The sequence below is a fragment of the Paraburkholderia sp. RL18-101-BIB-B genome, from assembly GCF_046026985.1.
Taxonomy (GTDB): Bacteria; Pseudomonadota; Gammaproteobacteria; order Burkholderiales; family Burkholderiaceae; genus Paraburkholderia.
In genome coordinates this window covers 222,458-249,234 of record NZ_JARESV010000003.1, presented here as the reverse complement: position 1 = coordinate 249,234, position 26,777 = coordinate 222,458, and the positions used below count along the sequence as shown (strand labels likewise).

At 65.2% G+C, this 26,777-nt stretch carries 21 protein-coding genes; 13 read left to right on the top strand and 8 right to left on the bottom strand.

Annotation, left to right across the window (positions count from 1 at the left end; genetic code table 11):
* Window positions 1-40 precede the first annotated feature (40 nt).
* Together P0D73_RS06950 and P0D73_RS06945 are read right to left on the bottom strand one after the other, a co-directional pair.
* Window positions 41-616 carry a GNAT family N-acetyltransferase gene (locus tag P0D73_RS06950; RefSeq protein WP_408430536.1) on the bottom strand — a complete coding sequence of 192 codons (576 nt, stop codon included), beginning with the start codon at window positions 614-616 and terminating at the stop codon, window positions 41-43.
* 111 nt (window positions 617-727) lie between these two features.
* Window positions 728-2,173 carry an NAD-dependent succinate-semialdehyde dehydrogenase gene (locus P0D73_RS06945; RefSeq protein ID WP_408310986.1) on the bottom strand — a complete coding sequence of 482 codons (1,446 nt, stop codon included), beginning with the start codon at window positions 2,171-2,173 and terminating at the stop codon, window positions 728-730.
* 319 nt (window positions 2,174-2,492) lie between these two features.
* Here P0D73_RS06945 and P0D73_RS06940 point away from each other — a divergent pair, with 319 nt between their 5' ends.
* The 4 genes from P0D73_RS06940 (at window position 2,493) to P0D73_RS06925 (ending at window position 6,701) form a co-directional block, all read left to right on the top strand.
* Window positions 2,493-2,696 carry a cold-shock protein gene (locus tag P0D73_RS06940; protein WP_007181784.1) on the top strand — a complete coding sequence of 68 codons (204 nt, stop codon included), beginning with the start codon at window positions 2,493-2,495 and terminating at the stop codon, window positions 2,694-2,696.
* Between the two features lie 334 nt (window positions 2,697-3,030).
* Window positions 3,031-4,452 (top strand): hopanoid biosynthesis associated radical SAM protein HpnJ, encoded by a 1,422-nt coding sequence (gene hpnJ / locus P0D73_RS06935; RefSeq protein WP_408176507.1) that lies wholly within the window; start codon window positions 3,031-3,033, stop codon window positions 4,450-4,452.
* Window positions 4,449-5,609 carry a bacteriohopanetetrol glucosamine biosynthesis glycosyltransferase HpnI gene (gene hpnI / locus P0D73_RS06930; protein ID WP_408430534.1) on the top strand — a complete coding sequence of 387 codons (1,161 nt, stop codon included), beginning with the start codon at window positions 4,449-4,451 and terminating at the stop codon, window positions 5,607-5,609. Before hpnJ ends, hpnI (P0D73_RS06930) begins: the two co-directional genes overlap by 4 nt.
* A gap of 93 nt (window positions 5,610-5,702) precedes the next feature.
* Complete coding sequence (locus tag P0D73_RS06925; RefSeq protein ID WP_408430531.1) at window positions 5,703-6,701, top strand: flippase-like domain-containing protein; 999 nt, start codon at window positions 5,703-5,705, stop codon at window positions 6,699-6,701.
* Here P0D73_RS06925 and P0D73_RS06920 read toward each other — a convergent pair.
* Both P0D73_RS06920 and P0D73_RS06915 read right to left on the bottom strand, forming a co-directional pair.
* Window positions 6,698-8,101 (bottom strand): ATP-binding protein, encoded by a 1,404-nt coding sequence (locus P0D73_RS06920; RefSeq protein ID WP_408176511.1) that lies wholly within the window; start codon window positions 8,099-8,101, stop codon window positions 6,698-6,700. The genes P0D73_RS06925 and P0D73_RS06920 overlap by 4 nt on opposite strands.
* Window positions 8,098-8,757, bottom strand: coding sequence for a response regulator (locus P0D73_RS06915; protein WP_408176512.1), 660 nt, complete (start codon window positions 8,755-8,757; stop codon window positions 8,098-8,100). Before P0D73_RS06915 ends, P0D73_RS06920 begins: the two co-directional genes overlap by 4 nt.
* 329 nt (window positions 8,758-9,086) lie before the next feature.
* Between P0D73_RS06915 and P0D73_RS06910 the strand changes: the two genes are divergently transcribed.
* The 3 genes from P0D73_RS06910 to hpnK are packed head-to-tail and all read left to right on the top strand — an operon-like array spanning window position 9,087 to window position 11,538.
* Window positions 9,087-9,437 carry a hypothetical protein gene (locus P0D73_RS06910; protein WP_132374293.1) on the top strand — a complete coding sequence of 117 codons (351 nt, stop codon included), beginning with the start codon at window positions 9,087-9,089 and terminating at the stop codon, window positions 9,435-9,437.
* A gap of 12 nt (window positions 9,438-9,449) precedes the next feature.
* Window positions 9,450-10,724, top strand: a complete 1,275-nt coding sequence (gene hpnI / locus P0D73_RS06905) for a bacteriohopanetetrol glucosamine biosynthesis glycosyltransferase HpnI (RefSeq protein ID WP_408430528.1) — start codon at window positions 9,450-9,452, stop codon at window positions 10,722-10,724.
* Window positions 10,714-11,538: a hopanoid biosynthesis-associated protein HpnK gene (hpnK, locus tag P0D73_RS06900; RefSeq protein ID WP_408430526.1), complete on the top strand. Its 825-nt coding sequence runs from the start codon at window positions 10,714-10,716 to the stop codon at window positions 11,536-11,538. The genes hpnI (P0D73_RS06905) and hpnK overlap by 11 nt, the downstream gene beginning before the upstream one ends.
* Before the next feature lie 89 nt (window positions 11,539-11,627).
* Here the strand turns inward: hpnK and P0D73_RS06895 are convergent, their stop codons facing one another.
* The 3 genes from P0D73_RS06895 to P0D73_RS06885 are packed head-to-tail and all read right to left on the bottom strand — an operon-like array spanning window position 11,628 to window position 17,276.
* Window positions 11,628-14,678: an efflux RND transporter permease subunit gene (locus tag P0D73_RS06895; protein WP_408430523.1), complete on the bottom strand. Its 3,051-nt coding sequence runs from the start codon at window positions 14,676-14,678 to the stop codon at window positions 11,628-11,630.
* Window positions 14,675-15,808 (bottom strand): efflux RND transporter periplasmic adaptor subunit, encoded by a 1,134-nt coding sequence (locus tag P0D73_RS06890; protein ID WP_408430521.1) that lies wholly within the window; start codon window positions 15,806-15,808, stop codon window positions 14,675-14,677. Before P0D73_RS06890 ends, P0D73_RS06895 begins: the two co-directional genes overlap by 4 nt.
* Window positions 15,798-17,276: a TolC family protein gene (locus tag P0D73_RS06885; RefSeq protein ID WP_408430519.1), complete on the bottom strand. Its 1,479-nt coding sequence runs from the start codon at window positions 17,274-17,276 to the stop codon at window positions 15,798-15,800. The genes P0D73_RS06890 and P0D73_RS06885 overlap by 11 nt, the downstream gene beginning before the upstream one ends.
* A 206-nt stretch (window positions 17,277-17,482) precedes the next feature.
* On the opposite strand from P0D73_RS06885, the gene P0D73_RS06880 reads away from it, so the two are divergent.
* Complete coding sequence (locus P0D73_RS06880; RefSeq protein WP_408430516.1) at window positions 17,483-18,142, top strand: response regulator; 660 nt, start codon at window positions 17,483-17,485, stop codon at window positions 18,140-18,142.
* Entirely contained in the window at window positions 18,142-19,506 is a 1,365-nt protein-coding gene (locus tag P0D73_RS06875; protein WP_132374299.1) for a sensor histidine kinase, read from the top strand. Before P0D73_RS06880 ends, P0D73_RS06875 begins: the two co-directional genes overlap by 1 nt.
* 25 nt (window positions 19,507-19,531) lie before the next feature.
* On the opposite strand, the gene P0D73_RS06870 is transcribed toward P0D73_RS06875, so the two are convergent.
* On the bottom strand, window positions 19,532-20,518 hold the full coding sequence (locus P0D73_RS06870; RefSeq protein WP_408430514.1) for a LysR family transcriptional regulator: 987 nt from the start codon (window positions 20,516-20,518) through the stop codon (window positions 19,532-19,534).
* Window positions 20,519-20,823: 305 nt separating this feature from the next.
* On the opposite strand from P0D73_RS06870, the gene P0D73_RS06865 reads away from it, so the two are divergent.
* From P0D73_RS06865 to P0D73_RS06850, 4 genes are read left to right on the top strand one after another with little or no spacing between them, the layout of a single operon-like run.
* The gene (locus P0D73_RS06865; protein ID WP_408430511.1) at window positions 20,824-22,308 is read left to right on the top strand and encodes a UbiD family decarboxylase; all 1,485 of its coding nucleotides are present in this window, start codon (window positions 20,824-20,826) and stop codon (window positions 22,306-22,308) included.
* The gene (locus P0D73_RS06860; RefSeq protein ID WP_408430509.1) at window positions 22,301-22,924 is read left to right on the top strand and encodes a UbiX family flavin prenyltransferase; all 624 of its coding nucleotides are present in this window, start codon (window positions 22,301-22,303) and stop codon (window positions 22,922-22,924) included. Before P0D73_RS06865 ends, P0D73_RS06860 begins: the two co-directional genes overlap by 8 nt.
* Window positions 22,921-25,959: a xanthine dehydrogenase family protein molybdopterin-binding subunit gene (locus P0D73_RS06855; RefSeq protein ID WP_408430506.1), complete on the top strand. Its 3,039-nt coding sequence runs from the start codon at window positions 22,921-22,923 to the stop codon at window positions 25,957-25,959. Before P0D73_RS06860 ends, P0D73_RS06855 begins: the two co-directional genes overlap by 4 nt.
* Entirely contained in the window at window positions 25,956-26,777 is an 822-nt protein-coding gene (locus tag P0D73_RS06850) for an FAD binding domain-containing protein (protein ID WP_408311006.1), read from the top strand. Before P0D73_RS06855 ends, P0D73_RS06850 begins: the two co-directional genes overlap by 4 nt.

Genomic DNA, 26,777 nt, shown 5'->3' with positions numbered 1-26,777 from the left:
GCTCTGTTCAGAAGCGTGAGCGGGCCGCGCGCTGGTGGCTTTACCGCGCCAGCTTCGCCTCCAGCATCGCCTTCACCTCGTCCCATTCCTCGTCGATGATGCTAAAGCGCACCGAGTTGCGCTTACGCCCATCCGGCATGATGCGTTCGTGCCGGACCACGCCTTCCTGTTTCGCGCCGATGCGCAGAATCGCCGCGCGCGATTTCTCGTTGAGTTCGTCGGTGGTGAATTGCACGCGCACGCATTGCATCGCTTCGAATGCGTGGCACAGCAGCAGATACTTCGCCTCGGTATTCACCGCCGAGCGCTGCACCGATTCGCTCAGCCACGTGTGGCCGATTTCGAGTTTGCGATTGACCCGGTCGATCTTCCAGAACCGCGTGCTGCCGACCAGCGCGCCAGTGTCGCGCCGCACGATCACGAATGGCATCACGGTGCCGGCCGCGCGGCCTTCGAGCGCCGTTGCGATATAGCTGTCGATGCTGCCGGGTCCCGGCACCACGGTCAGCTTCATATTCCACAGTTGCCCGTCCGCGGCGGCGTCGAGCAAACCTTGCGCGTGGTCCCGCTGAAGCGGCCGCAGCTCCACGGTCTTGCCGGTCAGCGTGGCTTGCATAAGTCGTTGGGTGGTGTCGTTCACGGCAATAAAAAAGGCCCGCGAGCGACGGCTCGCGGACCCGGTACGGTGGTGTAAAAAGAGGCGGCCGGTAAGCCGCCTCGGTCCGTCTTAAACCGACATCACCGATACCGCCTTGGTGACCAGATAGCCTTCCATGGCTTCCGGGCCGCCTTCCGAACCGTAGCCCGAATCCTTCACGCCGCCGAACGGCATTTCCGGCGACGGCGTGGCCGGCTGGTTGATCCACAGCATGCCGACTTCCAATTGCTGCGACAGCAGATGCACGTTGGTGAACGACTTCGTGAACGCGTAGCCCGCCAGACCGTACGGCAGACGGTTGGCTTCGGCGATCGCCTCCTCGAGCGTGTCGAAGCCGCGAATCGCGGCGATCGGGCCGAACGGCTCGTTGTTGAACACGTCCGATTCGAGCGACACGTTGGTCAGCACGGTCGGCGCAAAGAAGTTGCCTTCCGAGCCCACGCGTTCGCCGCCGGTTTCGACCTTGGCGCCGGTCTTGCGCGCGTCGTCGAGCACCTTGCTCATCGCGGTGAGACGGCGTGCGTTGGCGAGCGGGCCGAGCGTGGTGCCTTCGACGAGGCCGTCGCCGAGCTTGAGGCCTTCAGCGTGCTTGACCAGCGCCGCGGCGAATTCTTCGCGGATGCTGTTGTGCACGAGAAAGCGCGTCGGCGAGATGCAGACCTGACCGGCATTGCGGAACTTCGCACCGCCCGCGGCTTTCACGGCGAGCGCCACGTCGGCGTCTTCGGCCACGATGACCGGCGCATGACCGCCCAGTTCCATCGTCGCGCGCTTCATGTGCGCGCCGGCCAGTGCCGCCAGTTGCTTGCCGACCGGCGTCGAGCCGGTGAACGTGACCTTGCGGATCACCGGATGCGGAATCAGGTAGCTCGAAATCTCAGCCGGGTCGCCGAACACGAGGCCGACCGTGCCCGCCGGCACACCGGCTTCGACGAAAGCCTGCAGCAGCGCGGCCGGCGATGCCGGGGTTTCTTCCGGCGCCTTGACGAGGAACGAGCAGCCGCACGCGAGCGCGGCGCTCAGCTTGCGCACCACCTGGTTGACCGGGAAGTTCCACGGCGTGAAGGCGGCTACCGGGCCGATCGGTTCCTTGAGCACCAGTTGCTGCGCCGCGAGATTGCGCGACGGCACGATCCGGCCGTAGACACGGCGGCCTTCGTCGGCGAACCATTCGATGATGTCCGCTGCCGCCAGCACTTCGACGCGTGCTTCGGCGAACGGCTTGCCCTGTTCCAGCGTCATCAGGCGGCCGATGTCCGAGGCGCGCTCGCGCACCAGCGCGGCGGCCTTGCGCATGGTCGTGGCGCGCTCGTTGGCCGGCACTTTGCGCCAGGCTTCGAAGCCGCGCTGCGCGGCGGCCAGCGCCCGGTCCAGATCGGCAATGCCGGCGTGCGCCACTTTGCCGATGGCCTTGCCGGTGGCAGGGTTGATGACGTCGAGCGTCTTGCCGCTGGCGGCGTCGCACCACTCGCCGTTGATCAGAAGTCGGGTATCCGTATAGTTCGAGGTGGCCATGCTGGGGTTCCTGTATAGGGGAAAACGACAGGTCGCGCGGTCGTGAAACATTGGGCTGGACCTGCGCGGCCATGGGTGGACTGCCGATAACCAAACATCTTATCTGATTGTGTGAAATCGCACCGGCGGCCTGCCCGGACTTGGTACGCGGCACGCGTCTTGCGGCTCGGCTGTTGCGGCGGCGGAAAACCGGGCGAAGCAGCGCCGCGCAAAGAAGCGTAGAGTCGAGCAGCGGTGACAGGATCCGGCGCACACCCGCGGCGGCGGGCGAAGCTCGGCGAATGCAGCCCAATCAACCCAGATGCACAGAGGAATCGACATGCCAACCGGTACAGTGAAATGGTTTAACGACGCAAAAGGCTTTGGTTTCATCACCCCCGACGACGGCGGCGAAGATCTGTTCGCCCACTTCTCGGAGATTCGTTCCGAAGGTTTCAAGTCCTTGCAGGAAAACCAGAAGGTCAGCTTTGAAATCAAGCAGGGGCCGAAGGGCAAACAGGCGGCGGATATCAAGCCGGTCTGACGTCATGGCCGGTTCGCGCGCGCAACGCGTGCGGCCGGCCATCAATCTGCATGATCTCCACATCGAAAAAAGCGGCTCGTTCACACGCTTGACATGAAGCGCCGTGAGCCGGATTTTGCCCGCACGATCCTGGCTGCCGCACGTAGTCCGACGCCAGTTTCCAAGCACATGGAACAGCGCCGCCGGTATCGTCGGCGTCCGTATTTTCCTTAAGGTTTCCTTCAGCTTTGCTCCGTAGTATTTGCGCGATTCCCCCGCCGGGTGGCGGGCAATAGTTCCGATAGTTTGGCGACAGAGAACTGAAAGCGCCGATACAAGGCTTGCTGGAGCATCCATGAAAACCCTGTTCTTGCAGGCGCCGTCGTATGACGGCTTCGATGGTGGCGCGGGTTCGCGCTATCAGGCCAAGCGTGAAGTCCGCTCATTCTGGTATCCGACGTGGCTCGCGCAGCCCGCCGCACTCGTGCCCGACAGCCGTGTGCTCGACGCGCCCGCCGACGGCCTGTCCGTCGAGGCATCGCTCGACATTGCGCAGCAATACGATCTGGTGCTGATCCACACCAGCACGCCGTCCTTTCCCACCGACGCGCTATTCGCCGAAGACCTGAAAAAGCGCAAGCCGTCGCTGCTGATCGGTATGGTCGGCGCGAAGGTGGCGGTCGATCCGCACAATTCGCTGACCGCGAGCGAGGCGATCGACTTTGTCTGCCGCGAGGAATTCGACTTCACCTGCCAGGAAATCGCCGAGGGCAAACCGTTCGCGCAGATCAAAGGGCTCAGCTATCGCAACCGCGACGGTTCGATCGAGCACAACGAAGCGCGCCCGATTCTCGAGAATATGGACGAGCTGCCGTTCGTGGCGCCCGTGTACAAGCGCGATCTGAAGATCGACAACTACTTCATCGGCTATCTGAAGCATCCGTACGTGTCGATCTACACGGGCCGCGGCTGCCGTTCGAAGTGCACCTTCTGTCTGTGGCCGCAGACCGTGGGCGGGCATCGCTACCGCACGCGTTCGGTCGAGAACGTGCTGGCGGAAGTGAAGTGGATTCGCGACAACATGCCTGAAGTCAAGGAGATCATGTTCGACGACGATACCTTCACCGACTTCAAACCGCGCGTCGAGGAAATCGCTCGCGGCCTCGGCAAACTGGGTGTGACGTGGTCGTGCAATGCGAAGGCGAACGTGCCGTACACCACGCTCAAGATCATGAAGGAAAACGGCCTGCGCCTTCTGCTGGTCGGCTACGAATCCGGCGACGACCAGATCCTGCTGAACATCAAGAAAGGTCTGCGCACCGACATCGCGCGCCGTTTCAGCGACGATTGTCGCAAGCTCGGCATCAAGATTCACGGCACTTTCATTCTCGGTCTGCCGGGCGAAACGCAGGACACGATCCAGAAGACGATCGAGTACGCCAAGGAGATCAATCCGCACACGATCCAGGTGTCGCTCGCCGCGCCGTATCCGGGCACGACGCTCTACAACCAGGCGGTCGAAAACGGCTGGCTCGAAGAGAACAAGGTGATCAATCTCGTGAGCAAGGAAGGCGTGCAGTTGGCCGCGATCGGCTATCCGCATCTGTCGCGCGACGAGATCTACCATCAGCTCGAAAACTTCTATAAGCGGTTCTATTTCCGCCCGTCGAAGATCTGGGAAATCCTGCATGAGATGTTGACGAGCTGGGACATGATGAAACGGCGCTTGCGTGAAGGCGTCGAATTCTTCCGGTTCCTGCGCGCCCACGAGGCGTGAACGCCGCGCACCTGCTCGATGTCACGCTGGCCTATGCGTGCGCGGCGGGCGCCGTTGTCGGCGTCGGCTACACTGTGCTCGCCGGCGCGTTGATCGGACGATTCTTCGCGCGAGCGGTGTCCGAGCCGAGCACCTTTCCGCCGGTCACCATCGTCAAACCGCTGCACGGTAACGAGTGGGCGTTGCTCGCCAATCTGTCGAGCTTCTGCCGGCAGGATTATCCAGGGCCCGTGCAATTCCTGTTCGGCGTGCACGACTCGGCCGACCCCGCGCTGCAAACCGTCGACGATCTGCGGCGCCACTTTCCCGAAGCCGACATCACCGTGGTGGCCGACACGCGCCTGTACGGCCCGAACCGCAAGATCAGCAACATCCTCAACATGCTGCCGCAAGCGCGGCACGACGTGCTCGTTTTCGCCGACAGCGACGTGAGCGTCGGCCCGAACTATCTGCGCAATGTGATCGGCGAGCTGCAGAAGCCCGGCGTCGGACTCGTCACCTGCGCGTATCGCGGACAGCCCGATCCGGGCTTCTGGCCGCGCCTGTCGGCCAAAGCGACCAACTATCAGTTCCTGCCGGGTGTCGTGACGGGTCTCGCGCTCGGGCTCGCGCGCCCGTGCTTCGGGCAGACCATCGTGATGCGGCGCGATACGCTCGAAAAAATCGGCGGCTTTACGCCGTTCGTGCGGCATCTGGCCGAGGACCATGCGATCGGCGAGGCGGTGCGCCTGATCGGCGAGAAGGTGGTGATTCCGCCGTTCACGATCTCGCATGCCTGCGTCGAATCGAGCGCGGCGCAACTGATCGCGCATGAACTGCGCTGGAGCCGCACTATTCGCCGCATCGATCCGCTCGGCCATCTCGGCTCCGCGCTGGTTCATCCGCTCGCGTTCGCGCTGCTCGCGGTCATCTTCTCGGCTGGCGGCTGGTGGGCGTGGTCGCTCGCGCTGGCCGCCATGTGCGCGCGGCTCGCCTTGAAACTGCTGTCCGATCGCGCGTTGAAGCAGGCGCATCGCGATCTGTGGCTGCTGCCGTTCTGGGATATCGTATCGTTTGCGATCTTCGTCGCGAGCTTCTGGTCCTCGCGCGTGATCTGGCGAGGCGTCAGCTTCAAGGTGGATGGCGACGGCCTGTTGTCGGCGGCACAGGACGAATGAACGGCACCACGGATCGGTCATGATGCGCAGGTTTTTTAAAGCAGCGGTTAAAAGCACGGCGAGGCGCCTGAAGCGCGCGCAGGGGGTGCTCGCGTGACGAAGCATCTCGGCCGCGTAGCCGCGCTAGCCGGCTTGCTGGTGTCGCTCTGGCTCGTCTGGCAGGACAATCCCGGCGCCGTGCTCGGCGCGCTGCGCGCGGCCGGCGCGGGGCTGCTGCTGGCGGCGCTCGCGCACGTGCTGCCGATGCTCACCAACGCTTGCGACTGGCGTTCGCTGATTCGCGGCGCGAACCGTCCTGGTCTCATCAATATGCTGCACCTCGTGTGGGTGCGCGAATCGGTGAACAGCATGCTGCCGGTGGCGCGCATCGGCGGCGAAGTGGTGTCGTTTCGCATGCTCAAGCGCTGGGGCGTGCGGCCGTCCATGGCGGTGGGCAGCATCATCGTCGATATGCAGCTCACGGTGATCAGCCAGTTGCTCTTCACGATGGTCGGCATCGGCTTTCTGTTCGCACACGCGCATTCCGACACGCTGCGGCTCGCCGGGCAACTGGCGTGGGGCGTGGTGGTGCTCACGCCGTTGCTGGTGCTGTTCGCGCTGGTGCAGCACGCGAGTCCGTTCGAGCGCATCACGCGCGCGCTCAATCATATGACGAGCGGCAAGCTCGCCGCGCTGGTCGGGCAGTCGGCGCAGATCGATCAGGCCATCAAGCTGATCTGGCGCCGGCGTGGCGTGGTGTTGCGCTACCTGTTCTTCTGGCAGCCGCTGCAGTGCTTCCTCACGTCGCTGGAAATCTGGCTGGCGCTGCACTTTCTCGGCGTGCAGGTCACGCTGGTGGAAGCGGTGGTGATCGAATCGCTGATCCAGGCAATCAGTAGCGCGGCCTTCTTCGTGCCGGGCGGTCTCGGCGTGCAGGAGGGCGGCTTCATTCTGATCGGCGGCGCGCTGGGCCTCGATCCATCCATCTGTCTCGCGCTGGCCGGCGCGCGCCGGATTCGCGACCTCGTGATGTTCGTGCCCGGCCTCATTGCATGGCAGTTCGCGGAGTCGTCGAACCGGGCACCCGAGCGGGCGTTCGAGCGCGCACCTTAGCCCGCCTGCGCATAAGCGGGAAACGACACCTCGACCGCGAGCCCGCTCTCGCCGATACCCTTGCCCAGACGCAGGCTCGCGCCGAAATGCTCCGCGATCCGCGCGACGATCGAAAGACCTAGTCCGCTGCCGGTGGCCTGATTGCCGGTCGCGCGGAAAAAACGATTCGTCAGACGGTCGAGGTCGCCTGCCGCGACACCGGGGCCGTCGTCGCGCACGGTCACCTGCACCCGGTCTTCGGCGTGCTGCACCGCCACTTCGATGATGCCGCCGGCATGCCCGTACTTGATCGCGTTATCGAGCAGATTGTCGAGCAGGATGCCGATCAGCACGGGCTCCGCGTCGATTTCCGCGCGCATGTCGCCGAGCAGCATCACGTGAATGTTTTTCTGCTGCGCGTTGCGCTCGTTGGCGAGCAGCGCGTCTTTCGCCACCGTTGCTGGTTTGAGCGGCGCCGTCGAGATTTTTTCATGCACGTCAAGGCGCGCGAGCAGCAGCAATTGCTCCGCGAGCCGCGCGCTGCGGTCGACGCCTTGCACCACGCGCTCCATCGCCAGCCGCTGGCGCACGGTGTCCTGTTCCGCCAGCGCGACTTGCGCCTGCACCTTGATCGCGGCCAGCGGCGTTTTCAGTTCGTGCGCGGCGTCGGCGGTGAACGCGCGTTCGCGCTCCAATGAATGCAGCAAACGCGACAGCAGCTGATTGATCGCATCGACGAGCGGGCGCACCTCGGTCGGCGCGCGGCCAATGTCGATCGGTTCCAGCCGGTTCACGTCGCGTGAGCGGATAGCGCGCGAGAGCAGCCTGAGCGGCGCCAGACTCCAGCCGATGCTGAGCCACACCAGCACCGCCAGCACCGGCAGCGCGACTAGCGTAGGCCGGGCGATCCGGCTCGCGACGCCGCTCACCAGGTCGCTGCGCGTATTGGCCGGTTCGAAGACGCGCACGGTGTGGCCGAGCGTGGTGTCGCGCAAAGTGAATGAGTGGTACATCTGGCCGCCGAGCGTGATGTCCTGCGTGCCGCTCACGGCCGGCACCGGCAGGTCCCACGCCTTGAGTTCGCGCAATTGCGGGCTGCCCGCCAGCACGGCGCCGTTCGGGCCGCGCACCTGGAACAGCGCGTCGCGTGGCAGCGCGTCGTCGTCGTCGCTGTCGTTGGCGCCCGGCTCGCCGCCTTTTTCTTCCTCGCGCACGTCGATGCGCGCGTTGGCGAGCGTGGTCAGATTGCGCTGATCGAGCAGGGCGAGAATCTGCGCGAGTTCCGCGAGACGCGCCTCTTCCCATTCGGCGACTTCGCGCGTGGCCTGACGATAACTCGACACCAGCGCAATGCCCCAGACCAGCGCGATGCTGGTGAGGACCAACAGCACGAGACGCCGGCGAATCGACGCGCCCATCATTCTTTCTCCACCACGTAGCCGATATTGCGCACGGTCTTGATCAGCTTCGCGCCGAGTTTCTTGCGCAGATTGGACACGTGCACCTCGATCGCGTTGCTCTCGATTTCTTCCTGCCAGCCATACAGGCTTTCTTCGAGACGCGAACGCGACTGGGGAATCCCCTGGTTGGTCAGCAACTGCAACAGGATCGCCCACTCGCGCGAGGTGAGCGACACGCGCGTCGTGCCCACTTCGACGGTTTGCGCGGCCGGGTTGACCGTCAGGTCCTGATAGCGGATCCGCTCGACGCTGCGGCCCTGCGCGCGGCGCAACAACGCCCGGCAACGGGCGATCAGTTCGGTCAGATCGAAGGGCTTGCCGAGATAGTCGTCGGCGCCCGCTTCGAGGCCGCCGACACGGTCGACCACCGTGCCCCGCGCGGTCAGCACGAGCACCGGCACGTCCTTGCCCGAATCGCGCAGGCGTTTCAGCAGTTCCATACCTGACACGCGGGGCAGGCCGAGATCGAGCAGCACCAGCGCGTAGGCGGTGGTGTCGAGCGCGAGACCGGCCTTGTGGCCGTCGCGAGCCCAGTCGACCGTGAAGCCGGCTTGACGCAGTCCCGCTTCGATACCGCAGCCGATCAGGTCGTCGTCTTCTACGAGGAGTACGCGCATGAGTTGATTATTTCCGTTCGATGTTCCATTGCACGGCAGCCGCGATATTCAAGCAGGCGCTGGGCCGTAATCCGAAGTTTAACCATGCTGTTCATCCCCCGCTTTATACGCCTTCTTCCTTAAGGTTTCCTTCAGCTTGAATCGCTACTATCGCCCCTCAACAGATCGCTGTCGCGGCGTCATCGCGGACACGCGGCGGCGGGGCTGTTGCGATGTCGTTGCAGTTCAATCGTAAGCACATCGATGGGATGACAGTCGGTGCTTTTCCACGCCGACGAGTTGCGTCGAATCAGGGCGCCGGGCATTCCATCAGGTCACGAGACCCAGCCATGAAGCCAGCCACCGTCGACATGCTGCGCGCCCACCTGATGGTGGCCTCGCTCACCGCCATGGGCGCCGAGTTGCTCGCGTGCCTCGCACTGCTGGTGCTGCCGGTTTCGCAGAGCGTCTTCAGTTCCATGCCGTTCCGTCTGCTCGCCATCGCCGTGATTGCGAGCGGCGTGATCGTGACGCGCCAGTTCGCGCACGCTGCCTTCGAACTCGCGCTGCAGGGCCACTATGCGACCGGGACCAACCGTCTCGCGCGGCCGGTCGCGATCGCCTCGGATTGTCCGCGGCGCTGGCTCGTGATTCTTCATCTGCGCCTGACCGGCAGAGCGTTCGTGCTGGCCGAGCACTGACGGAACCGGACGATGGCGGTGCACGCGGTGACGGCATCCCAATGGATCCTGCTAGCCGGCTGCGCATGCGCGTCGCTGTACGCGCTGCTGGCGGCTGTCGCGATGCCGTTTTTCGGCTCGCGCCGCGGCACAGCGGGTCGTGCCTCTTATTTCACCTCGCAAGCTTCGCAGCCGTTGCATCGCTTCGCGCATGTCGGCGTCAGCGTGCTCAAGCCGCTGTGCGGCGCGGAGCCGCGTCTCTACGACAATCTGCGGACCTTTTGCGATCAGCGTCATGAGCATTTTCAACTCGTGCTCGGCGTGTCCTCGCCGGACGATCCGGCGATTGCCGTAGTGCGCCGTTTGCAAGCCGCCTATCCATCGCACGACATCGAACTCGCGATCGACACGCGCGTGCACGGCAGCAATCTCAAGGTCAGCAATCTGATCAACATGGCGGCGCGGGCACGCCATGACGTGATCGTGATTGCCGACAGCGACATTGCCGTCGAAGCCGATTATCTCGACACTGTGGCCGCGCCGCTCGCGGATGCGCGGGTGGGCGTGGTCACGTGCCTCTACGTGGCGCGCGGCATCGGCGGCTTCTGGCCGCGCGTGGGCGCGCTCTTCATCAACGAATGGTTCGCGCCGTCGGTGCGGGTCGCGCACGCGGCCGGCTCGCGCCGTTTCGGCTTCGGTGCGACGCTCGCGTTGCGGCGCGCCACGCTCGAGCGCATCGGCGGTTTCGAGGCGCTGAAAAACTGTCTCGCGGACGATTACTGGCTGGCCGAACACGTACGCGCCCTCGGCCTGCAAACCGTGCTCTCGCGCGTGACGGTGGCCACCGACGTGATCGAGCCGGCGTTGTCCGCCTTGTGGCAGCGCGAAACACGCTGGCTGCGTACGATTCGCTCGGTGAATGCGCCGGGTTTCGCGTTCCTCTTCATTACGTTTCCTACACCCTGGCTCGTGGCCGGCGCGTGGCTCACCACCGCCCTCGCGGCCAGTTCGTCCGACGCGGTGCATGCGTGGGCCGCGTTCACGAGCGCAACCGGCACGGCCGCCGGCCTCGCCGCGCGTCTGTTGTTGCATCTGCGCTCGGCGCGTCGTGAGCGGACGTTCTGGCGAGATCTGCCGCTGGTGCCGTTGCGTGATACGTTGCTGGCGTTGCAGTGGTGCGCCGCCGTGTTCGGCTCACATGTGATATGGCGCGGTGCGCGCGTGCCCATCGACGCTTCCACCTCGAAGGCCGCGCGCAACGGCGCGTTGAACGTGATGGATGTGATGGAGACGTCGGATGGCGGCTAAGCCACGCGCATTGATCGTCACCGCCGACGATTTCGGCCTGCACGCGCGGGTGAATCTGGCGGTCGAGCAGGCGCATCGCGAAGGCGTGCTGAGCGCCGCGAGCCTGATGATCGGCGCACCGGCTGCCGGCGACGCGGTGGCGCGCGCCCGCGCCTTGCCGCGGCTGCGCGTCGGCCTGCATCTGGTGCTGGCCGACGGCGACGCGGTCACGCCGCGCGCGGGGATTGCCGCCTTGCTCGACGAGCATGGCCGCTTCGGCGACAACATGGTGCGCGACGGCGTGCGGTTTTTCTTTTTGCCACATGTGCGCAAGCAGCTTGCGCGGGAAATTCGCGCGCAGTTCGATGCCTTTGCGCAGACCGGTCTGACGCTCGACCACGTCAACACGCACAAGCATTTTCATTTGCACCCGACGGTGCTCGGATTGATTCTGGACATCGGCAGCGAGTATGGGATGAAGGCCATGCGCTTGCCGTTCGAAGCGAATGCGCCGCTGTGGTTGCGGCCGTGGATCGCGCGGGTCAAGGCGCGTCTGGATCGCGCCGGCATCGCGCATAACGATTACGTAGTGGGAATCGCCGATAGCGGCCGGATGGATGAGGCGGCGTGGCTGGCGGCGCTCGCCGATCTGCCGCATGGGGTGGGGGAGATTTACTGCCATCCCGCGGTGGCGGGGGAGCGGCCGTTGAGTGACGGGATGAGGATGTATCGTCACGAGGACGAATTGCGCGCGTTGTTGTCGCCGAAAGTTGCTATGGCGATTCGTGCGGCGGGGGTGCGGGTTGGCGGGTTTGGTGATGTGCTGAAGGTGTAGGTCTTTCAGTGCGTCGACTGAGTCGGAGATGCGCCCGCGGCGAGCCACAGGCGCACACACCGGAAGCCGCGCGGGCCGCATAGCGCGGCTTAAATCGCCTCCTTCTTCATCAACAACTTCAACAACACCGGCAGCAACAGCAACACCAGCGGCAACTGAACAATCAGCCCCGAGATAATCGCGATCGCCAGCGGCTGCTGCATCGCCGATCCTTGCCCCAATGCAAAAGCCAGCGGCAGCAGCGCCAGAATCGCGGCGATCGTCGTCATCGCGATAGGACGCAGACGATTGCGCCCGGCGCTCAGTAACGCTTCCTCGAATGGCATTTCGTCATCCCGCACGAGCCCCTGCAGCTCCGACACATAAAAAATCGCCACCTCGGTCACGATGCCGATGATCATCGTCATCCCCATCATCGCGGAGATGTTCAACTCGATGCCGGTGATCCACAAGCCGATGAACACCGCGCCCGCCGCCAGCAACGGCATCGCCATGACCGCCAGCGCGACGCGAAAGCGCTCGTACAGAAACAGCAGCAAACCGAACACCAGCGCGATCGCCGCACCGAACACACTCAGCAGCCCTTTGAACGCAATCTGCTGCTGCTGATACAGGCCGCCCAATTCGTAATACACGCCGCTCGGCAATAGAGCCTTATCGCTGAGTGTCTTCTGCACGTCGGCGATCGTCGAGCCGAGATCGCGGCCGTCGATGCGTGCGGTCACCGCCACCATCCGTTTCAGATTGTCGCGGCTGATTTCCGGTTGGCCGGTCACCGTCACCTGATCGGCGACGCGATCGAGCGCGAACAGGTGGCCGTCTGGCGCGCGAATCTGCAACTGTCCCAGTTGCGTATCCGTGAGCTTCATCGCGCCGGCCACGCGCACGCGCACGCCGACCGTTTTCGGCCCGCTCTGGAATTGCGTGGCCACATTGCCTTCCACCATATCGGAGACGGCCTGAGCGATCGACTGCGGGTCCATGCCTTCGGCGGCCGCCGCTTCCGGGCGGATGTGCAATTCGAGGGCGTCGCCGGCCGGATTGATGCCGTCGTTCACGTCCACCACGCCCTGGATCTTGCCGATTTGCGCCGCGACCTTGCGCGCGGTCGTGTCGAGCGTGTTCGGGTCGTCGGAATAGATCTTGATCTGGACCGGTTGCGGCACCGCCGTCAGGTCGCCGATCAGATCCTCCATCAACTGCGCGAGTTCGATACTCACGCCCGGCACCTGAGTCTCGATCTTCGAGCGGATTTCTTCCATCACGGTGTCGATCGGTTCGCGGTTGCCAGACTTCAGCCGCACGAAGAAGTCGCCCTTGTTGGGCTCGTTCAGGTCGCCGCCAAGACCGGCGCCGGTGCGGCGCGAATAGGTCGCGACATTCGGATTCGCGCGGATGATGCTCTCGATCTGCATCATCAAGCGGTCGGTCTCCGTCACCGATGTGCCCGGTTCAGTGTGGTAATCGAGCACGAAACCGCCTTCGTCCATGCTCGGCATGAATCCGCTGCCCACGCGAGTGAACGCGAACGCGGCCACCACGATCAACGGCAGCAGGCCCAAAAACACGAGCACCGGCCGCGCGGTGACGCGCTCGACCAGAAACGCGTAGCGCCGGTTCATCCACGAGGCGAAGCGGGTTTCCTGGTGTTCCTCGGCGTCTTTCGGGTTCAGCCAGCGGTCGCACAGAATCGGCACCGCGAGCCACGTGACGAGAAACGAGATGAACAGGGCGCTTGCCATGGTCACGGAGAGCGCCTTGAAGAACGCACCCGTCACGCCGGATAGAAACGCCAGCGGCACGAAGATGATCAGCGTTGCCGCCGACGACCCGGCCAGCGGTCGCGTGAATTCGAGCGCCGCCGCCATCACGCGGCCATGAAACGCGCGTGCGCCGCCCTCGCGCATGCGCCGCACGATGTGTTCGATCATCACGATCGCATCGTCGATCACGAGACCGACGGCGGCTGCCATGCCGCCGAGGGTCATGATGTTGAAGCCCATGCCGAACACGTCGAGCAGGAGGATCGTCGCGGCCATCACCACCGGCACGAGCGCGACGGCGATCGCGGTGATCTTCCAGTTGCGCAGGAAAGCGAACAGCGTCAACGCCGCCAGCACCACGCCGATCATGATCGCGTCGCGCACGCTGGTGGCCGAGGCGATCACCAGTTCGCTCTGGTCGTACCAATTCGACAGATGCACGCCGGCCGGCATCTGATGCTGGAAATCGGCGAGCTTCGCGCGGATCGCCTTGGCCATCGCCACGCTGTTCGCGCCCGGCTGCTGATACACGTTGATGAGCACGGCGTCCTGGCCGTCGGCGGTGACGCGCATCCATTGCGGCACCACGCCAGCGCGTACGGTCGCGATGTCGCCGAGGCGGATCTGCGTCGCGCCGTTGGCCGACACCACGACATTGCGCAGTTCGTCGAGCCGCGTAATGGTGGTGTTGGCGATTACGAGGTAAAGCTTGTAGTGATCCTCGATGCGGCCGTTCGCCATCAGCACATTGCTCGCGCCGATCGCCTTCGACACATCGGACAGCGAGAGCTTGTACGCGGCGAGGCGGGCGGGATCGATCGCGACTTCGAACTCGTCCTGATCGCCGCCCGTCACGTCGACGCGCGCCACGCCTTCCACCGAAGACAGCAACGGCCGCATCTGGAATTGCGCGAGATCGTGCAGCGCGGAGAGCGACTGCCGCTGCGAAGTCAGGCTATACGCCAGCACCGGAAACACGGTGGGGTCCATGCGCCGCACCTGCATCGAGGTGCCTTGCGGCAGCGTCGCGAGTATTTCGCTGATGGCCGACTGCGCCTGCAAGGTGGCTTGCGCCATGTCGGTGCCCCAGTCGAAATTGATCGAGATTTCGGCAGCGCCGCGGCTCGTTTTCGATTCGACGTCGCGCACGTTCGGCACGCGCCGCAGCGCTTCTTCCACAGGCATCGTGACGAGCGTGGCCATCTGTTCGGCGGGGCGGTCGCCCGCGTCGAGCGAGACGACCGCACGCGGAAACGCGACGTTCGGGAACAGCGAGATCGGCAGGCGGAACGCGGTCAGTGCGCCCGCCATCGCCAGCAACGCGATCACGAAGAGCAGCGAGCGCCGGTGCTTCTGCATCCATTGACCGAAATTCATCGCGGCGCGCCTCCGCTGGTTTGCACCGCCATGCCGTCCTTCAACTCATAGTTGCCGCTGACCACGAGGCCCTCGCCGGCGTCGAGCGGGCCATCCACGCCGTAGCGGTCGCCGTTCTCCACCTGCGTGGTCACCGCCACCCGGCGCGCCTTGTTCTGCGGCGTGATCTGGAACACGTACGCACCGTTGTCGTCTTTCAGCACGGCGGCGCGCGGCACGATCCAGTGCGTGCCGCTGCGGGTCGCGATATCGGCGCTCACGCGCGTGCCGGGAATGAAGGCAGTCTGACCGAGCGGCACGTTCGCGCCGACGTCGACGAGTTGACTCTGCTGATCCACGGACGCGCCGACCAGCGCGACGTGGCCGTTCACCGAAGTCTTCGCGAACGACGTGGACAGGCCGTGCAACGTGACGGTGTCGCCGGCGTGGATCGCGGCGGCATCGGCGGGTTCGACGCCGAGCATCACGTTGGCGCGCGCGTCCTTGCCGCTGCCGCCGGCGAGTTGCAGGATCGCCGCGCCGGGCTGCACCTGGTCGCCCTGAGCGGCCGTGACCTGCAGCACCACGCCGTCGTTTGGCGCGGTGATGATCTTGTTGCCGCTTGCCACGCCTGTCTGGATCTGCGCGGCGAGCGCCTGCTGTGCGTCGTCAGCAGCCTTGCGGGCACTGGCGAGTTGCGACTGGGTGGCGAGCGCTTTGTCGTACAGCGATTGCGTGCGCGCCAGCTCGCCTTGTGCGAGTGTCACGGCGCTTTTCGCCTGGGTGGCCGCGAGGACGGCGGCAGGGTCGGCCTGCACGACGAAGAGCGGCGTGCCGCGCGCCACGGTTTGCCCAGGCTGCACGCGCATCTGCACGATACGCGCGGTATACGGCAGATTGACGGTGGTGAGGTTCGACGCGGACGCCGCGACGATGCCGTACGCCCGCACCGGCTGCGCGATCTCGGCGCGCTGCACGTGCACGGTCTGGACGGCGACCACCGGTTGATCGGCGGCGTCGGCGGCGGGCGCTGCCGCGGCGCTTGCGGCACGGGCCGCATGAACGCCGGCGCACAGCAACGTGGCGCAGGCGATAAAAATCGCACCGGCGGCAATGCGCGGCCGCAGCGCTGAAGTCTGGCTATTTCGCATGAGTGTCGGAGTCAGTCAGAGCGGTGGAGTAGGCATCGGGAATCGCACTGCCGAGCAGCGCCTGCAAGGTGACGCGTTGTTCGGCGAGCGACTCGCGCAACATCGCGACGTCGATCTGTTTGGTGAGCGCGGCGCTTTGCGCGTCGGTGTAAGCGCCGAGCGCGAGGTTATGTTCCGCGTAGGCCGCGGCCGCGTCGTTGGCGGCTACGTCGACATCGGGCAAGGCGGCCTCGGTCTGCTGCAACTGCCGTGTGAGGATCGTGTTGTCCGCGCGCAGATGCGCGACATCCGCGTAAGCGTTGTTCAGCCGCGCCTGATATTCGTCGCGCAGGTGCTGGCGGGTCGCTTGCTCGATCGCGACGTTGCCCTGGTTACGGTTGAAGATCGGCAGGCTCAAGTTGATCTGGAAGCCGCTCGTGTAGATGTTCGAGGTATCGCGCGCCCGCACGAAGCCCACGGACAGACTCGGAAACTGGCTGAGAATCGCGGCGCGATATTTCTGTTCCTGCGCCTCGTAGCCGGCTTGCAGCGCGATCAGATCGGGGCGGCGTCGAGGCAATCCTGCGAGCACGGCGTCGAGCGTCGTGTCGGAGAGCGGCTCGATGTCTTCGCCGCCGGTGAGTTGCAACTGCACCTCGGGCGAGACGCCGAGCAGCGCGTTCAGATCGTGGTGCGTTTGCTCGGCTGCGCGTTCGGCGTCGGTGTATTGCTTGCGTGCGTCGCTATAGGCGAGGAGCGCCGCATTCAGCGTGTCGTCGGTGAGGTTGCCGTCGCGGCGCGCTTCCGCCATGCGTTCGTAGCGCGTGCGCGCGAGGTCGCGCTGACGCTGCAAAAGCGGCAACGTGTCCTGCTGGAAGCGCGTCTTGATGAACAACTGCCGCGCCTGCGCGACGATCTGCCATTCCTGCCACAGCAGACCGAGATCGGTTTTGGCCACGGTGGCGTCGGCTGATTGTTGGTTGGCGCTGCGCACGACGATCGCCATCACGTCCATGCTCAACCCATAGCTGAACGCGCGCGTGGTGCCGATCTGGCCGGGATAATCGCTCGATACGCTCAGTTGCGGGTCGGGCAGCAGACCCGCCGAGTAGGCCTGCGCGCGGGCGATGCCGAGGTCGTCGCGGGCCAGCTTGAGGTCGGGATTGTTGGCCACCGCGAGCATCGCGACTTCGTCGATATCGAGCCCGTCGGACGGGTCGAAGCGATGCGCGGCCAGTTCCGGCAGCGGCATGCTCGACGGATCGATACGGATGCGTTCGAGCGAATGCGCGGAGGTGGACGTGTCCTGCGGCGCGAGCGGCTCGCGGTGATACCACGTGCAGCCGCCCATCAGCAGCGCGCAGAGCGGCACGAGCGCGCGCAGCCGGTCGTATGGTCGCGAAGTGTGTTTGACCGCGGGCTCGGCCGGCGCGGCGAACCCAGACACGGCCGCCGATATAGCCGCCGTTGCGGCATTGAAAACGGGCAAAGTCCGGCTCCTGAACGAAGAAATAGGGCATCCGCGCAGGGATGCCGCGAACAGGAGCCGATTCTGCTGATGGACTGCTTAAGACACGCTTAACGCCAATTTAAGCGTCCCTTCAGCGTCGCTTCAGGAAAACATAAGCAAGCCATAAGGAAGCGTTAAGCTACCGGGCGAGACAATGCCGGGGCCAACACGGGAGAGGAGAGACCATGCGTCTGCTACTGGTCGAAGACGACGACATGATTGCGGAAACGGTACTGGGCGCGATGCGCCGCGCCGGCTACGCGATCGACTGGGCCGAAGACGGCCGCGCGGCGGAGTTGTCGCTCGACAATGGTGTGTACGACCTCGTGCTGCTCGATCTCGGCTTGCCGAAGAAGGACGGCATCGACGTCCTCAACGCCTATCGCAAGGGCGGCGGCGCCGCGCCGGTCATCATCCTGACGGCTCGCGACGCCGTCGACGCACGGATTCGCGGCCTCGACGCCGGCGCCGACGACTATCTGATCAAGCCATTCGACCTCGACGAACTGGCCGCACGCGTGCGTGCGCTGCTCAGACGCCGCACCGGCCAGAAGCAGCCGGTCTACGCCCACGGCGAACTCACGCTCGACCCCGCCGCGCACGAAGTCACCAAGTCCGGCGAGTCGCTGCCGCTCGTGCCGCGCGAATTCGCGCTGCTGCAGGCGCTGATCGAAGAGCCGACGCGCGTGTTCACCAAGGCCGAGCTGGAAGAGAAACTGTACGGCTGGGGCGAGGAAGTGGGCAGCAATACCATCGAAGTGCATGTACATAGCCTGCGGCGCAAGATCGGCGCGGAGCAGGTGGTGACCGTGCGCGGCGTGGGCTACCGTCTGAAGAGGTGCTGATGAAGTCGATTCGCCGCTGGCTGCTGGGTTGGCTGATCTTCGGCCTGGCGGTTGCCTCGGGCGTGGCCGGCTACGGCATCTTTCACACGGCGCGCGAGGAAGCGAGCGAACTGTTCGACTACGAGTTGCGCACGATCGCGCTGTCGCTGCCGTCGAACCTCGCCGGTGCGGGCGACGGTGAACATCGCAACCCCGACCTGGGTGGTCTGGCCGACGACCGGGTCGTCATCGAAATCTGGGACGCTGCCGGCAAGCTCATCTATCACTCGCTGCAGGCGCCGGTGTTTCCGCGTCAGCCCGCGGGCTTCAACACGGTGGAGCGCGGCGAGTATCACTGGCGCACATTCGCCGTGCAGCAGGCGCAGCGTTATATCCAGGTGGCGCAGCCCATCTCCGTGCGCGAGGACCTTGCGCTGCAACTCGCGCTGCACACGCTCTGGCCGCTTGGCGTGCTGGTGCCGGTGACGATCGTGCTGGTCCTGCTGGTGGTGGCGCGCGGGCTGGCGCCGATCGGCGGGCTGTCGCGCGCGCTGTCCACCCGCACCATCGACTCGCTCGAACCGCTGCGTCTGGACGGCAGCGTGCCGGTCGAAATCAAGCCGCTGGTCGAAGCTCTCAACGATATGCTGCAGCGACTGCACACGGCGTCGCAGGCACAGCGCACCTTTATTGCCGATGCCGCGCACGAGTTGCGCTCACCGCTCGCCGCGCTGAAGCTGCAATTGCAGGCGGCGTCGCGCGACGGTTCGTTAAAGGGCGAAGGGCAAACGCTCGAGCGCGTCGAAGGGCGCGTCAACCGCATCATTCACCTGGTGCAGCAACTGCTGACGCTGGCGCGTGAAGACGCGCATCCGGTCACGTCGATGGTGCCGGTCAGCTTGCGCCGGATCGGTGAGCAGGCCGTGGGTGATTTTTCGTTGCTGGCGGAAACGAAGGAGATCGACATCGGCCTGGAATGCGAAGGCGCGCGCACGGAGGGCGATGCTTATACCGTGCTGGCGGAGCCGCACGGCATGAGCGTGCTGCTGGGCAATCTGATCAACAATGCGATCCGGCATACGCCGCGCGGCGGCCGTGTCGACGTGATCCTGAAGCGTGCCGGTACGCGCGTTGGCTTCGAGGTCGTCGATACCGGCGCGGGCATTCCGGAGGCCGAACTCGAACGGGTCTTCGACCGCTTCTATCGCGGCGAGGAAGCGCAAGGCGAGGGCAGCGGCCTCGGACTCGCGATCGTGTCGCGTATCGCCGAGCGGCATCAGATGGACCTTTCGCTGCGCAACAACGAGGGCCGGCACGGCTTGCGTGTGACCGTGTCCGGTCTGAAGGCGCATGACGTCGACGCGCCGGTGGCCGTCAAAAGCTGACGGCGATTGCTTCATGGCGCGGTATTCATACGGAGCGCTCCCTGGACAAGGGCGATGAACGCGGATCTGTCGATGCATCACTGGGCGGCCCGTTTAGCGTCGCGTCCAGTTCCGACGCGCTCGACACCTGGCGCAATTCGTCGGCGATGATCGACACCAGCGCATCCGCCGCGGCGCTCAACGGGCGGCGCGGATGGCTCACACACACGATATGCCGCACGATGCGCGGCGCGAGGATCGGATAAGCGCGCAGGCTGCCCAGGCGCACCGCGCGCTGCACGGCGATACGCGGCAGGATGGTCGCGAAGTGCGTGCTTTCCACCAGCTTCACGATCGTGCTCAACACGTCGATCTCGAAGCGCGGCGCGAGCAGCACGTCTTCATGTTGCGCGGCTGTATCGAGCACGCCGCGCAAGCCGTGGCGCTTGGTCGGCAGCACCAGCTCCAGCTCGGGCAGTTGCGCGAGTTCGATCGCATGCGGCAACTCGGGGCCGTGCTCGGCGCTCGTCACCAGCACCATTTCCTCGTCGAGCAAGGGCTGCGCGTCGAGCGAGAGACGCGCGCGCGGCTTGTTGATCAGCGCCGCGTCGAGCTGGCCGCCCGCCACCCAGTCGATGAAGGTCGCGCTGTAGCCGTCCGCCACGGTCACCTCGACATGCGGGTAGCGCGCGTGGAAACGCGATAGCGCATCGGCCAGCACGCTTTCCGTAACCGACGCGATCAGCCCGATCGACACATGGCCGGTCACCACCTCGTCGCGCTGCACGAGTTGCTGACGCGCATGCGCGAGATCGCGCATGATCGGTAGAAAGAGCCGATACATGAGCCGGCCGGCGGCAGTCGGCGCCATGCCGTGCGCGTTGCGCTCGAAGAGCTGCTGGTGCAGTTCGTCCTCGAGTTTGGCGATCTGCATGCTGAGCGCGGGCTGCACGATGTTCAGGCGTTTCGCCGCCCGCGTGACCGAACCGTCCTCGAAGAGCGCGATGAAATACTGGATTTGCCTGAGGTCCATGTTGGTATGAATAAAACATCAGCAAACGTAATGAGAATGACGCGCCGTATCAGATAAAGGCCGCAACCGTGTGCCATGGACGCTCCCAAACCCTCAGCCGACGGTGGCGCATGCGCCCCCGCCCGCGCGGTGTCTATTGATATCCTGCCTACAATTACCTGTCATTGGTGCTAACACGCATATCATCGGGAATGATTCGACGCATCAATAATCAATATTAGAAGTTATACGCTGATCTCGTTACGCTTCCATCATCAACTGGCCGTCCGGTTCGGACATGAAGCCAGGTATTGATGGAGACGTAGATGAATACTCGCGATGCCGCATCGCACGGTACTTTTCACCTGACGTGGGCCCGCCCGTCCGCCGCGCTCACGCTGCGCGACTGGCTGGTGCATCTGGCGCGCACAGGCCGGGTCGCGACGATCGACAAGCCGGTCGCGCTCGAACACGAACTCGCCGCGATTGCAAAGCGGCTGGACGGCACGCAAGCCGCGTTCTTCACGAAGCCGGGCGGTCACGACGTACCGGTGGTCAGCGGTTTCATGTCGCGGCGCGCGTGGATCGCGGAAGCGATGGGCGTGGCCGAGGCCGATCTGCTGGCGCGCTTTCGCGACGCGGCCGTTCAGCCGGTTCCTTCGAAGGAAATCCCGCGTGCCGAAGCGGCCTGCCAGCAGGTCGTGCATACCAGCGGCATCGATCTTCACAAGCTGTTGCCGATTCCTACGCATAGCGAGCACGACAACGGGCCGTACATCACCGCGGGTCTCGTGATTGCACGCAATCCGCGTACCGGCGTGCAGAACGTGTCCATCAACCGCATTCAGGTGCATGGACCCGATCGCATGGCGATCCTGCTGTTGCCGCGCCATCTGTATGCATTCCAGAAAGCCGCGGAAGAGGCGGGCGACGCGCTCGACGTCGCGATCGCCATCGGCGTCGATCCGTTGACGATGCTCGCCTCGCAAGCCATTTCCCCGATCGATTCCGACGAGCTGGAAATCGCCGGCGCGCTGCATGGCGCGCCGCTGCCGGTGGTCAAGTGCGTGAGCAACGGCGTGAACGTTCCGGCCTTCGCGGAGATCGTGATCGAAGGGCGCATTCTGCCCAACGTGCGCGAACTGGAAGGTCCGTTCGGCGAATTTCCGAAGTACTACAGCGCTCAGGAAGCGCGTGAAGTGATCGAAGTCACCGCGGTGACGCATCGCGAGAAGCCGATCTTTCATACGATCGTGCCGGCGGAAATGGAGCACCTGCTGCTCGGCGCGATTCCGCGCGAGGCGACTTTGCTGGCGCATCTGCAACGTAGTCATCCCAATGTGAAGGACGTGCATCTGTCCGTGGGCGGCGTGTGCCGTTATCACCTGTGGGTGCAGTTCGAAAAGAAGCGCGAGGGCGAAGCGAAGAACGTGATTCTGTGCGCGTTCGGTGCGCACTACGACATCAAACAGGTGGTGGTGGTCGATACCGATGTCGACGTGCACGACCCGGCCGAAATCGAATGGGCGATTGCCACGCGTTTTCAGGCCGATCGCGATCTGGTCGTGATCGAAGGCGCGCAAGGCTCGCCGCTCGATCCGTCGACTACCGTGGGTCAGCCGGAAGACGCGCCGCCGCATCTGCAAGGCGTGAGCGCCAAAATGGGACTCGACGCTACACGGCCGGTGGTGTACCCGTCGCACGTATTCACGCGGGTGCGCATTCCCGGTCAGGACACGGTGAATCTGGACGCGCTGATCGCCGCCGACAACGCCGCGTTCGACAGCTATCTGGGTGGCGCACATGGTTGAACACAAACGTGAGCGTATCGTCGTGGGCATATCCGGCGCGAGCGGCGCGCTGATCGGCGTGCGTCTGCTCGCCGCGCTGCGGCGCCTCGGCACGCACGAGACGCATCTGATCGTGTCGGCCTCCGGCGCGGTCACGGCGGCTCAGGAACTCGGTATGACGCGCGGCGATCTGGAGCGTCTCGCCGACGTGGCCTACAACGTGCGCGACATCGGCGCGGCGGTGGCGAGCGGTTCCTTCATCACCGCGGGCATGGTGATCGCGCCGTGCTCGATGAAGACGCTCGCGGGCGTGGCCAACGGTTTCGGCGACAACCTGCTCACGCGTGCCGCCGATGTGATGCTCAAGGAGCGTCGCCGGCTCGTGCTGGTCGCGCGCGAAACGCCGCTCAATCTCGCGCATTTGCGCAACATGACTTCCGTCACCGAGATGGGCGGGATCGTCATGCCGCCGGTGCCCGCGTTCTACGCGCATCCCAAGACTATCGAAGACGTGGTCGACCATACGGTGGGGCGGATTCTCGATCTGTTCGGTATCGAGCATCGCGAGATCGCGCAGCGCTGGAGCGGACTCGCCGACGAATTCGCGCAGCGCCGCGACTCGGGAGCGGACCAATGAATCGGCGCGACACGCTCCACGCCGGCGACACGGCGACGCAGGACCGCGACCCGGAACCGGACAAACGCCCGCAGCGTCATCTCGGCCGCCCGATGGAGCGTCTGGAAGATCCCGCGATTCTCACCGGCCACGGCCGTTACGGCGACGACATCGGCATCCGGCCCGGCACGCTGCACGCCGCGATCCTGCGCTCGCCGCACGCGCATGCCGAACTGGTGTCGATCGACACGGATGCCGCCGCGAAACTGCCCGGCGTGCGCGCGATCCTGACACGCGACGACCTGCGCGCGTGGTCGCGGCCCTTCGTGGTCGGCGTGAAATCGCCGATGGAACAGTGGGCGCTGGCGATGGACCGCGTGCGCTATGTCGGTGAACCGGTGGCGGTGGTGCTGGCGCAATCGCGCGCTATCGCCGAAGACGCGCTCGATCTGCTCAAGGTCGAGTACGCGACGCTCGATCCGGTCACATCGATCGAACAGGCGGCAAGCGACCAGTCGCCGGTATTGCACGAGAAGGTCGGCAGGAACGTGATCAGCGACCGGCACTTCCGCTACGGCGAGCCGGAAGCGGCGTTCGAGAAAGCGCCGCATCGCGTGAAACTGGTCGCGCATTATCCGCGCAATAGCTGCGCGCCGATCGAATGCGGCGTGGTGATCGCGGAGTATCTGGCGGGCGATGAAGGCTACGACGTCACGTCGAATTTCATGGGCCCGTTCTCGCTGCACGCGGTGATGGCGATGGCGCTGAACGTGCCCGCCAACCGTTTGCGTCACAAGGCGCCGCGCGATTCGGGCGGCAGCTTCGGCGTGAAGCAGGCGGTGTTTCCTTACGTTGTGCTGATGTGTCTCGCCTCGCGCAAGGCGGGTGCGCCGGTGAAATGGGTCGAGGACCGGCTCGAACATCTGAGCGCGGCCACTTCCGCGACCGCGCGCGTATCGACACTCGAAGCGGCGGTGGAAAACGACGGCCGCATCACGGCGCTCTCCTACGATCAACTCGAAGACTGCGGCGGCTATCTGCGCGCGCCGGAACCGGCCACGTTCTATCGCATGCACGGCTGCCTGACCGGCGCGTATGCGATCGACAATCTGCTGGTGCGCAACCGCGTCGTGCTGACCAACAAGACGCCGACGGGGCTAGTGCGCGGCTTCGGCGGACCGCAGGTGTATTTCGCGCTCGAACGGCTGATGCAGCGCATCGCGCTCGAACTGAAGCTCGATGTGCTCGATGTGTACCGCCGCAACTTCGTCGCCGCCGATGCGTTCCCGTATCGCGCCGCGGCCGGCGCGCTGCTCGATTCGGGCAACTATCAGGAAGCGCTGCGCCGCGCGCTGGCCGAAGGCGGCTATGACGAACTGCATGCGCGTCGCGAGGCGGCACGCAAGGAAGGACGTCTGTACGGCATTGGCTTTGCGGCAATCGTCGAACCGTCGGTGTCGAACATGGGCTACATCACGACGGTAATGCCCGCCGACGCGCGCAAGAAAGCCGGACCGAAGAGCGGCGCGATCGCGAGCGCGACGGTGAGCGTCGATCTGCTCGGCGGCGTGGTGGTGACGATTGCGTCGACGCCCGCGGGCCAGGGGCATATGACGGTGTGCGCGCAAGTCGTCGCGGACGTGCTCGGCGTCTCGCCGCACGATGTCGTCGTCAATGTCGAATTCGATACACACAAGGATGCGTGGTCGGTGGCGGCGGGCAATTATTCGAGCCGCTTTGCCGGTGCGGTGGCGGGCACGGTGCATCTGGCGGCGGTGCGTGTACGGGACAAGATCGCGCGCATCGTGTCGAAACAATTGGGCTGCGCGCCGGACGATGTCTGTTTTGAAGAAGGCCGCATCTTTGCAAAGGGCGCCGAGGATCGCGCGCAGCCGTTCGGCCGCGTCGCCGCCAATGCGCCGCATTGGGCGCCCGCGCTGTTGCCCGAAGGCGAAGAACCCGGTCTGCGCGAGACGGTGTTCTGGAATCCGCCGAACATGGCCGCGCCGGACGAGAACGATCGCGTCAACACTTCGGCGGCCTACGGCTTTGCGTTCGACATGTGCGGGGTCGAAGTGGATCGCGCCACCGGCCGGGTGCGGATCGACCGCTACGTCACCGCGCACGACGCCGGCACGCTGCTGAACCCCGCGCTCGCCGACGGCCAGATTCGCGGCGCCTTCGCGCAAGGGCTCGGCGCGGCGTTGATGGAGGAATTCCGCTACGGCGCGGACGGCAGCTTCCAGTCCGGCACGCTCGCCGACTATCTGATGCCGACCACCTGCGAAGTGCCCGACCCGGTGATCGTGCATCTGGAGACGCCGTCGCCGTTCACGCCGCTCGGTGCGAAAGGACTCGGCGAGGGCAACAACATGAGCACGCCGCCGTGCATCGCGAATGCGGTGGCGGACGCGCTCGGCGTCGACGATATCCGTTTGCCGCTGACGCCTTCGAAAGTGATGGCGCTGATCGGCATCGACGATCCCGCGCCGTCGCGTCCCGAGTTGCGTGAAGCCGCAGCGGCCAAACCGGCGCTGCCGGGCGGCGGCAAGGCGCTTACCGCGCAGGGCAGCGTCGATCTGCCGGCAGCGCCGGAAGCGATTTTTGCCGTGCTGCTCGATCCGAACGCGCTCGCCAAGGTCATTCCCGGCTGCCATGCGCTCGAAGCCGAAGGCACGAATCAGTATCGCGCCGACGTGACGGTCGGCGTCGGCATGATCAAGGCGCGTTTCGAAGCGAAGATCGGCCTGTCGGAAATCGACGCGCCGCATCGGCTGCGTTTGGCTGGCGCGGGCATGTCGTCGCTCGGCAGCGCGCGCGGCAGCGGCCTCGTCGAATTGACGCCGATTGAAAACGGCACGCGTCTTTCGTACGACTACGAAGCCCAGGTGTCGGGCAAGGTCGCGGCGGTCGGCGGCCGCATGCTCGAAGGCGCGGCCAAGGTCGTGTTGCGGCAACTGTTCGAATCGCTCGGCCGTCAGGCGGCGGGCAAGCCGGTTCAAACCGGTGGCTCGTGGCTCTCGCGCCTCTTCGCCCGTTTCAGGAGACAGGCATGAAACCCGCGCCGTTCGATTATCTGCGCGCCATGACCACCCAGCATGCGCTCGACGCCCTCGCGCAAAGCGGCGAGGACGCACGCGTGCTGGCCGGCGGCCAGTCGTTGATGGCGGTGCTGAACATGCGGCTCGCGCAGCCGCGCATGCTGATCGACATCTCGCGCACCGACGAACTGAACTCGGTGCGTGTCGATCACAAGGCGGGCTTGCTGGTGGTGGGCGCGGCGGCGACGCAGGGCAGCGTCGAGTGGCGTGAATCTCTGCGCGACGAAGTGCCGTTGCTGGCGATGGCGTTCCCGCACATCTCGCACTTCCAGATCCGCAATCGCGGCACGGTGTGCGGTTCGATAGCGCACGCCGACCCGAGCGCGGAACTGCCGCTGGTGCTGGCCGCGCTCGGCGGCGACGTGATGCTGCGCTCGAAAAAGAAACATCGCGTGCTGCCCGCCGCCGAGTTTTTTCAAGGCATGTTGATGACCGCGCGCGAGCCGGATGAACTCGTCGAAGCCGTGCGCTTTCCGCTGAAGCGGCCGGGCGAACGCTACGGCTTCACGGAATTCTCCGCGCGCCACGGCGACTTCGCGATGGTTGCTTGCGCGGCCGTCGTGACGAGCGATTCGATCCGCCTCGCGGTGGGCGGCGTCGCGGACCGGCCGGTGGTCGAGCAATGGCCGCGTCTGCGTGACGAGGATCTGCGCAGCGCATTGAACGATTTGAGCTGGAAGCTGGGCGCGCAGGACGACGCGCATATCAGCGCGGCGTATCGCCGGCATCTGGTCCGGCAACTCGGATGGCGCGTCATCGAGGAGGCGAAGTGA